Annotated in this window: 10 protein-coding genes; 5 read left to right on the forward strand and 5 right to left on the reverse strand. The window is 68.9% G+C overall.

Annotated elements, in window-relative coordinates; all coding sequences use genetic code 11:
- Nucleotides 1-33 precede the first annotated feature (33 nt).
- From OC534_RS09445 to OC534_RS09455, 3 genes are read right to left on the reverse strand one after another with little or no spacing between them, the layout of a single operon-like run.
- Nucleotides 34-918, reverse strand: a complete 885-nt coding sequence (locus tag OC534_RS09445; RefSeq protein WP_026070840.1) for a DUF4097 family beta strand repeat-containing protein — start codon at nucleotides 916-918, stop codon at nucleotides 34-36.
- A gap of 11 nt (nucleotides 919-929) precedes the next feature.
- Nucleotides 930-1,463, reverse strand: coding sequence for a hypothetical protein (locus OC534_RS09450; RefSeq protein WP_017356547.1), 534 nt, complete (start codon nucleotides 1,461-1,463; stop codon nucleotides 930-932).
- The gene (locus tag OC534_RS09455) at nucleotides 1,460-2,044 is read right to left on the reverse strand and encodes a sigma-70 family RNA polymerase sigma factor (protein ID WP_017356546.1); all 585 of its coding nucleotides are present in this window, start codon (nucleotides 2,042-2,044) and stop codon (nucleotides 1,460-1,462) included. Before OC534_RS09455 ends, OC534_RS09450 begins: the two co-directional genes overlap by 4 nt.
- A gap of 122 nt (nucleotides 2,045-2,166) precedes the next feature.
- Here OC534_RS09455 and OC534_RS09460 point away from each other — a divergent pair, with 122 nt between their 5' ends.
- Both OC534_RS09460 and OC534_RS09465 read left to right on the forward strand, forming a co-directional pair.
- A complete protein-coding gene (locus OC534_RS09460) occupies nucleotides 2,167-2,355 on the forward strand; it encodes a hypothetical protein (RefSeq protein WP_136003139.1) in 189 nt (62 codons plus the stop codon).
- Nucleotides 2,356-2,434: 79 nt separating this feature from the next.
- Nucleotides 2,435-3,016 carry a mechanosensitive ion channel family protein gene (locus OC534_RS09465; protein WP_017356544.1) on the forward strand — a complete coding sequence of 194 codons (582 nt, stop codon included), beginning with the start codon at nucleotides 2,435-2,437 and terminating at the stop codon, nucleotides 3,014-3,016.
- 10 nt (nucleotides 3,017-3,026) lie between these two features.
- Here OC534_RS09465 and OC534_RS09470 read toward each other — a convergent pair whose 3' ends face one another.
- Both OC534_RS09470 and OC534_RS09475 read right to left on the reverse strand, forming a co-directional pair.
- Complete coding sequence (locus OC534_RS09470) at nucleotides 3,027-3,293, reverse strand: DksA/TraR family C4-type zinc finger protein (protein ID WP_017356543.1); 267 nt, start codon at nucleotides 3,291-3,293, stop codon at nucleotides 3,027-3,029.
- A gap of 124 nt (nucleotides 3,294-3,417) precedes the next feature.
- Nucleotides 3,418-3,972 (reverse strand): DUF2058 domain-containing protein, encoded by a 555-nt coding sequence (locus OC534_RS09475; protein ID WP_262071698.1) that lies wholly within the window; start codon nucleotides 3,970-3,972, stop codon nucleotides 3,418-3,420.
- A gap of 74 nt (nucleotides 3,973-4,046) precedes the next feature.
- Here OC534_RS09475 and OC534_RS09480 point away from each other — a divergent pair, with 74 nt between their 5' ends.
- The 3 genes from OC534_RS09480 to OC534_RS09490 form a co-directional block, all read left to right on the forward strand.
- Entirely contained in the window at nucleotides 4,047-4,544 is a 498-nt protein-coding gene (locus OC534_RS09480) for a M48 family metallopeptidase (RefSeq protein WP_017356541.1), read from the forward strand.
- Nucleotides 4,545-4,605: 61 nt separating this feature from the next.
- Entirely contained in the window at nucleotides 4,606-5,316 is a 711-nt protein-coding gene (locus OC534_RS09485; RefSeq protein WP_017356540.1) for an rRNA pseudouridine synthase, read from the forward strand.
- A 60-nt stretch (nucleotides 5,317-5,376) separates the two neighbouring features.
- On the forward strand, nucleotides 5,377-6,564 hold a 1,188-nt coding region (locus OC534_RS09490; RefSeq protein ID WP_262071699.1), incomplete at its 3' end, for a phospholipase D-like domain-containing protein.

The raw sequence follows: 6,564 nt of genomic DNA on the forward strand, positions 1-6,564 counted from the left end.
CACCGGCCCTGGCCGGTGCGGTGGCCGCACGACTCAGCGGCGGAGCGTGACCCGCACGCTGCCCGAGTGGGCATTGATCGAGACGTCGCCGTCACCGCCGCCCAGACGCGTATCCAGGCTGCGGCCCGGACCATAGCGCGGCCGTTCCACCTTTCCCGCGTCGGACTGGATGCCACCACTGAACGTTTTCACGTTCAACTGCGCCGACACCATCGCCGGCAGTGCCAGCCCGACCGACCCGCTGACTGTCTGCAGCGCGACCTTGCCGCCCGGCGCCAGACCGCCCACGGCCACGTCCACGCTCCCCGACACCGCTTCAGCGCTCAAACGCTGTACGCGTTCGGCTTCCACACGGATGCTGCCGGACACCGTTTCTGCCGTGATCTCCCCGCTGATGCCGCCGCCGGCCTGCACCTGGCCGCTGACTGCGCGCACCTCCAGCCGTGGCGTCTGCACGCGTGAACGGATGCCACCGCTGACGGTGCCCAGCGTGGTCTCGCCGCTGCGTCCCGCTGCCGCGATGTCGCCACTGACGGCATTGGCCTGCAGGCGACGCACATCGACCTCGGACACGTCGATATCGGCGCTCACCGTGCCCAGCTGCACCTCCACCGCACGCGGTACGCGCAGCGTCAGCGTGGCACCGCCCCGGGTGTTGCTGTTGCGCGGGTAGACCACTTCCCAGCGCACGCGGTTGGTGCTCTTGTCCTGCTTCAGGGTCAGCCCGTCGGCCATCGAACCGCTCAGCGCCACCTCGTTGCGGTCCCAGCCGCGTACGGTGACCTTGCCGGCGATATTGCTCACTTCCACCCGCCCGCCCGCCGCCAGCGGATGGCGCTCGTCGACGTGGGTATCGGCCAGCGCCGCCAACGGCAGCAACAGCGCCAGGGTGGCACTCAACGGCAACAGGGTACGCATCGGATTCTCCTTCATGTGGGCATGCCAGTGGCGGCCATCACCGCCTGCTGGGTCAGTTCCAGCCGCAGCGCATAGGTACGCTGCAGTTGCCCGAGCAGATAGCCCGAGCGCGGATTCTCGGCGATGGCCGCGCGGATGCTGCGCGCGCTGGCATCGAGTTCGTGCAGCGCCGGCTGGTAGTCGCCGGGCAACGTGGCCGCCGGCAACGCCGCCATCGCCTGCTGGTACTCACCGGCCAGGACATCGGCCTGCCGCTGCAGCATCGACGGCGGCGGGGTATGCGGCGTCGGCATCGGCACCACCACCAGCACCGCCAGTGCCGCCGCCAGGCCGAGCCCCACGCCCAGCGCCCAGCGCCGTGGCCGGCGCCGTGCCCTCTCTGCTGTGACCGCATCGGCCGGCACGGCAGCCGGCACCGCATCCAGGCGGCGCAGTTGCGCCTCCTCGTGCAGCTGCGCGGCGATACCCTGCCACACCCGTGCCGGGGGCACCCGCTGGTCGGGCAGCGCCCGCAGGCGCGCGCTCAGGTCGTCATGTTCGTTCATGCGGATTCTCCAAGGCGTGCGCGCAACAGACCGCGCGCACGGTGCAGCTGGGCTTTGGAACTGCCGACCGCCATCTGCAGCTGATCGGCGATTTCATGGTGTTTCCAGCCCTCGATATCGTGCAGCACCAGTACCGCGCGCGCACGCGGCGGCAGGGTTTCCAGCGCGCGCTCCAGGTCCATCACAGTGCCCGCGCAGCGGTCGGGCGCCACCAGCGCCGCCATTGCATCGGCACTGTCCTCGCCGGTTTCCAGGGCATCTGCGCCGGCGCGCCCGCGCAGTTCCATCAATGCCGCATTGACGCCCATCCGGTGCAGCCAGGTACCCAGGCTGCTCTCGAAGCGGAACGTGGGCAACGCGCGCCACGCCTGCAGGAAGGTCTCCTGCAGCGCATCCTCGGCGCGCGCCGCGTGGCCACCGCAGAGCCGCCACAGCACCGCGTTCAGACGCGGCGCATGGCGTCGGTAGATGCGTTCGTACGCGCCCATGTCACCAGCGACGGCGGCACGCACCAGGGCGTGGTCGTCGGCGCTGTCGGCCGGGTCGGCGAGGCGGGGAGCGGGCATGGTGGCGTCGAGCATATCCGTTGGATGCCACCGGCACCGAAAAGGTTTAAGCGCATCATCGACCGGGATGTTCAAACCTTTTCGACGTTGGCTGCATCCAAGCCTGTGTTCCACTCCGGTGGCCATCAGGAACTGTCATGTCATCCAGTACGTGCGCATTGTGGTTGTCGCTGGCGGCGTGGTCGCTGACCGGCGGTCCGTGGTCGGTGCAGCTGCACCTGCAGGACGAGCATCCGGACATCTGCGTGCAGACGGGCGGCCAGACGCCACAGTGCGTTTCCACACTGCTGCGGCACCTGGCAGTCGCCCTGCCGCGCTGGGCCTGAGCGGGCATGCGGCCGCGCGCATCGCCGCGCATTAAGATGGGTCCTTGTCTGCCGCACCCCGCAAGGAAATGTGTCCCCCATGAAAGTTCGCCTGCCCGCCTGGACCCACGATTGGCTGCAGTACGTGGAGCCCGCCGGCCTGATTCTGCTGACCATCGCCGTCGCCTGGCTGCTGCGCCTGATTGGCCGCCGGTTGATCCGTCGTCTTGGCGAGCACTACACGCTGCCGCCGGAAATGGTGATGGGCGCGCGTCGGGTCACCGGCTTCGTGGTCTATTTCGCCGCGCTGCTCACCGTGCTGAACATCCTCGGCGTTTCGGCCACCGTGCTGTGGACGGCCTTCACCGGCTTCGCCGCCGTCGGCGCGGTCGCCTTCTTCGCCGCATGGAGCGTGCTGTCCAACATCTTCTGCACACTGCTGATCTTCACCACCCGGCCGTTCCGCCTGCACGACTACATCGAAGTGCTGGAGAACGGTGAAAAGCCGGGTCTGAAGGGCCGGGTGATCGACGTCAACCTGATCTACACCACGCTGCAGGAAACCGACGGCGGCCATGAAGGCACGGTGCTGCAGGTGCCCAACAACATGTTCTTCCAGCGCACGGTGCGCCGCTGGCGCGACCCGGCGCAGGCACCCGGCGGCATCCAGGGCGACGGGTGATGCCCACGGATCAGCGCAGCTGGCTGTCCTTGCTGCCGCGGCGGTTGTAACCGCCGCCGTCGTGCTGTGCGGCGTCGTCCGCCTCCTGGCAGCGCACGCACAGACGCACCCCAGGTACGGCCTTGCGCCGCGCCTCGGGTATGGGGGCCTCGCAGTGTTCGCAGTGCGTCAGCCCCGGGCCCTGCCCCAGCTGCGCGCGGGCGCGCTGAATGGCGTCATCGACCGTGGCGTCGATCTGGTCCTGGACCGCGCCGTCGCCTGCCCACCCTGTCGCCATGTTGTGTCTCCCATGCCGTATCAGGCCCCCAGCATAGACCCGCACGCATGACCGGGCCCAACGTGCGGCTGAACGCACGGGGGCGGCCCCACCCGCGGTCGACGCTGCCGGACTGCCGGCGCGCTTACCAGACCAGGTCGTCCGGGACCTGGAACTGCGCGTAATACGCGTCGTCGTCGGCGTTGCCGGTGCTGGGCTCGCTGCTGCCCGGCTGGGCGTTGTCGAGCACGATGGCGCCGGGATCGCGCTCGCGCACCTTGTCGGCCGCCGCGCGCGGCAGCAGCTCAACGCCCTCGCCGAAGCGGACGATGACCAGCGCGCCCGACGCCAGCTGCCTGCGCAGCAGGGCATTCACCAGCAGAGTGCGGATCACGGTACCGTCGTTGAAGCGGTATTCGATCTCCCCGTCGCGCTTGACCTTATTGGTCTCGATGATCTGCCGCACCTGCGCCTGCAGTTCCTGGGCGCGCGCCTTTTCCTTGCGCTCGGCCTCCAGCGCGCGATCGCGTTCAGCCTTTTCCGCGCGCGCCCGTTCGGCCTCGCGCTGGCTTTCGCTGGGCGCAACCGGGGCCTTGCCGTGACGGGCCTTGACCTGTTCACGCGCGGCCTGTGAGACCTGGGACTTCTTGACCAGCCCGGCCTTGAGCAGCTGCTCCTGCAGGGGATTCGCCTTCGCCATACGCCTTGCATCTGTTTTTGCGGGATTCCGGGGGCCATCATACTGGTCTGCCCGCCCCACCCCAACCGCTCCCCGTGACCGCCCTGAAGTACCTTGCCGGCTACCCCGACGCCCTGCAGCAGCAGGTGCGCGAGCTGATCGCGGGCGACCGCCTGGGGCCGTGGCTGCAGCGCCGTTACGCCGACCTGCATACCGTGCGCAACGACCGCCAGCTGTACGACTACACCCAGGACCTGAAAGACCGCTACCTGCGCCAGTCCGCCCCGCTGTCCAAGGTGATCTACGACAGCCGGCTGCAGGTGCTCAAACACGCCCTGGGCACCCACACCACCGTCTCGCGCGTCCAGGGCAGCCGGCTCAAGGCCAGCCGCGAAATCCGCATCGCCACGGTGTTCCGCGATGCTCCGGCCCCGTTCCTGAAGATGATCGTGGTACATGAACTGGCGCACCTGAAGGAATCGGACCACAACAAGGCCTTCTACCAGCTCTGCACGCACATGGAAGCGGATTACCACCAGCTGGAATTCGACCTGCGGCTGTACCTCACCCACCTGGACGGTACCGCCGGCTGACGCCCGGCCGCCCCCACCCAGTACACTCCCCGCCCGCTTCCCGCTTTTCGTTGCCTGCCCGATGACCGACCCGATCCGACTCGACAAACGCCTGACCCAGCTGATCGGCTGCTCACGCGGCGACGCCCAGCGCTACATCGAGGGGGGCTGGGTGACCGTGAACGGCAGCGTGGTCGAACAGCCCCAGGCGATGGTCACCGACGAGGTCATCGTCCTGCGTGACAACGCCGAAGCGACCCGCGCCGAAACGGTGAGCATGCTGCTGCACAAGCCCGCCGGCATGCCGGCCGACGCACTGTGCGCCCTGGTCACCCCGGACACGCGCAGCGAACTCGACGCCACCGGCGTCACTCTGCTGCAGCGCCATTTCCACGCCCTGCAGCTGGTCATGCCGCTGGCGGACGAGGACAGCGGCCTGGTCGTGGTCAGCCAGGACGGGCGGGTCGTCTCGCACCTCAAAGACCGCGGCGCCACGCTGGAGCAGGAGTACCTGGTGGAAGTCACCGGCGAGCTGGTGCCCTACGGCATGAAGCGCCTGGCGCACGGCCTGAGCTTCCGCAACTGGCCACTGCCACCGTGCAAGGTCAGCTGGCAGAACGAAACCCGCCTGCGCTTCGCCATCAAGCCGGTACATCCCGGCCAGCTGCGCGACATGTGCCGCCAGGTCGGCCTGGAGGTCGTGAGTGTCCGCCGCCTGCGCATCGGACGCGTGGCGATGGGCAAGCTCGTTCCCGGCCAGTGGCGCTACCTCGCCCCCGACGAGCGCTTCTGATCGACCGGCCCCGGTCGGCCTGCACTCGCGCTGCACGGCCGGGCCGCTTAGGATCGGGGCATGACCGACAAACCACCCTTCTGGCGCCGGCTCCTGCGCTGGCTGGGCATCTTCGTGGCGATCCTGGTCATGCTGGTGCTCAGTGGCCTGCTGCTGGCCGACCACCTCACGCCCAAGGCGCTTGGCACCCCGTCGCGGGTGCTGCCAGTCCAGCTCAGCCAGACCGCGATCGACCGCGAACTGTCACGCCTGCAGGCCGAGCACCCCGACGAATCCGGCGTGGCCTTCCTCGCCGATGGGCTGGATGCCTACGCCGCGCGCGCGGTGATCACCCAGCACGCCGGACGCAGCCTGGACCTGCAGTACTACATCTGGCAGAACGACCTCATCGGCCACCTGATGGCACGCGAGCTCTACCAGGCCGCCGAGCGCGGCGTGCGCGTGCGCATCCTGCTCGACGACATGAACGCGCAGGACAAGGACGCGCTGATGATGGCGCTCGACCAGCACCCCAACATCGAGATCCGCCTGTACAACCCGTTCCGCAACCGCAATGGCCTGTGGCGGCTGGTGGAAATGGTGCAACGCGTGTTCAGCGTCAACCACCGCATGCACAACAAGTCCTGGATCGCCGACGGCCGCGTGGCCATCGTTGGTGGGCGCAATATCGGCGAGGAGTATTTCAGCGCGCGCACCGACGTCAATTTCCGCGACCTGGACCTGCTCGTCGCCGGCAAGGCCGTGCAGCAGGCCAACATGATTTTCGACGACTACTGGAACAGCGAAACCGCCCTCCCCATCGCGGCCCTGGCGTTCTACACTCCGGCCCAGCTGCGCCTGCTGGTGCGCCAGTCCGAGCACGAAGCGCGGCTGGACGGCGCCAAGCCCTACCTGGCACGCGTGGCGCGTTCGCAGCAGGCGCAGTCGTACTACCGTGATGCCGTCGATCTGCACTGGACCCGCCAGGTGGCGATCGTCTCCGATCCGCCGATGAAACACCGCCGCGACGACCGGGGCGACTGGCTGGTCGCGCGGCTCTCGGCCGAACTGGCGGGTACCCCCCCCAAAGCCCCGCTGATCTCCCCGCACTTCGTGCCCGGTGAAGAAGGCACGCAGGGGCTGGGGGCGCTGGGGGCACGCGGCGCGACTGTCGGGGGGGGGACCAACCCGCTGGGGGCCCACCACCTTTCCCCCGGGGACAGCGGCCACATGCACTATCGCGCCCCCGTGCTGCGCAGCGGGGTGCAC

Origin of the sequence: Stenotrophomonas sp. Marseille-Q5258 (genome assembly GCF_946900935.1) — a bacterium.
GTDB classification, from domain to species: Bacteria; Pseudomonadota; Gammaproteobacteria; order Xanthomonadales; family Xanthomonadaceae; genus Stenotrophomonas; species Stenotrophomonas nematodicola.

Excerpts from the sequence above, each read along its gene's own strand:
- OC534_RS09475 (WP_262071698.1), bottom strand. The coding sequence starts at position 3,972 with ATGGCGAAGGCGAATCCCCTGCAGGAGCAGCTGCTCAAGGCCGGGCTG.
- OC534_RS09485 (WP_017356540.1), top strand. The coding sequence starts at position 4,606 with ATGACCGACCCGATCCGACTCGACAAACGCCTGACCCAGCTGATCGGC.
- OC534_RS09445 (WP_026070840.1), bottom strand. The coding sequence starts at position 918 with ATGCGTACCCTGTTGCCGTTGAGTGCCACCCTGGCGCTGTTGCTGCCG.
- OC534_RS09470 (WP_017356543.1), bottom strand. The coding sequence starts at position 3,293 with ATGGCGACAGGGTGGGCAGGCGACGGCGCGGTCCAGGACCAGATCGAC.
- OC534_RS09465 (WP_017356544.1), top strand. The coding sequence starts at position 2,435 with ATGAAAGTTCGCCTGCCCGCCTGGACCCACGATTGGCTGCAGTACGTG.
- OC534_RS09455 (WP_017356546.1), bottom strand. The coding sequence starts at position 2,044 with ATGCTCGACGCCACCATGCCCGCTCCCCGCCTCGCCGACCCGGCCGAC.
- OC534_RS09450 (WP_017356547.1), bottom strand. The coding sequence starts at position 1,463 with ATGAACGAACATGACGACCTGAGCGCGCGCCTGCGGGCGCTGCCCGAC.
- OC534_RS09460 (WP_136003139.1), top strand. The coding sequence starts at position 2,167 with ATGTCATCCAGTACGTGCGCATTGTGGTTGTCGCTGGCGGCGTGGTCG.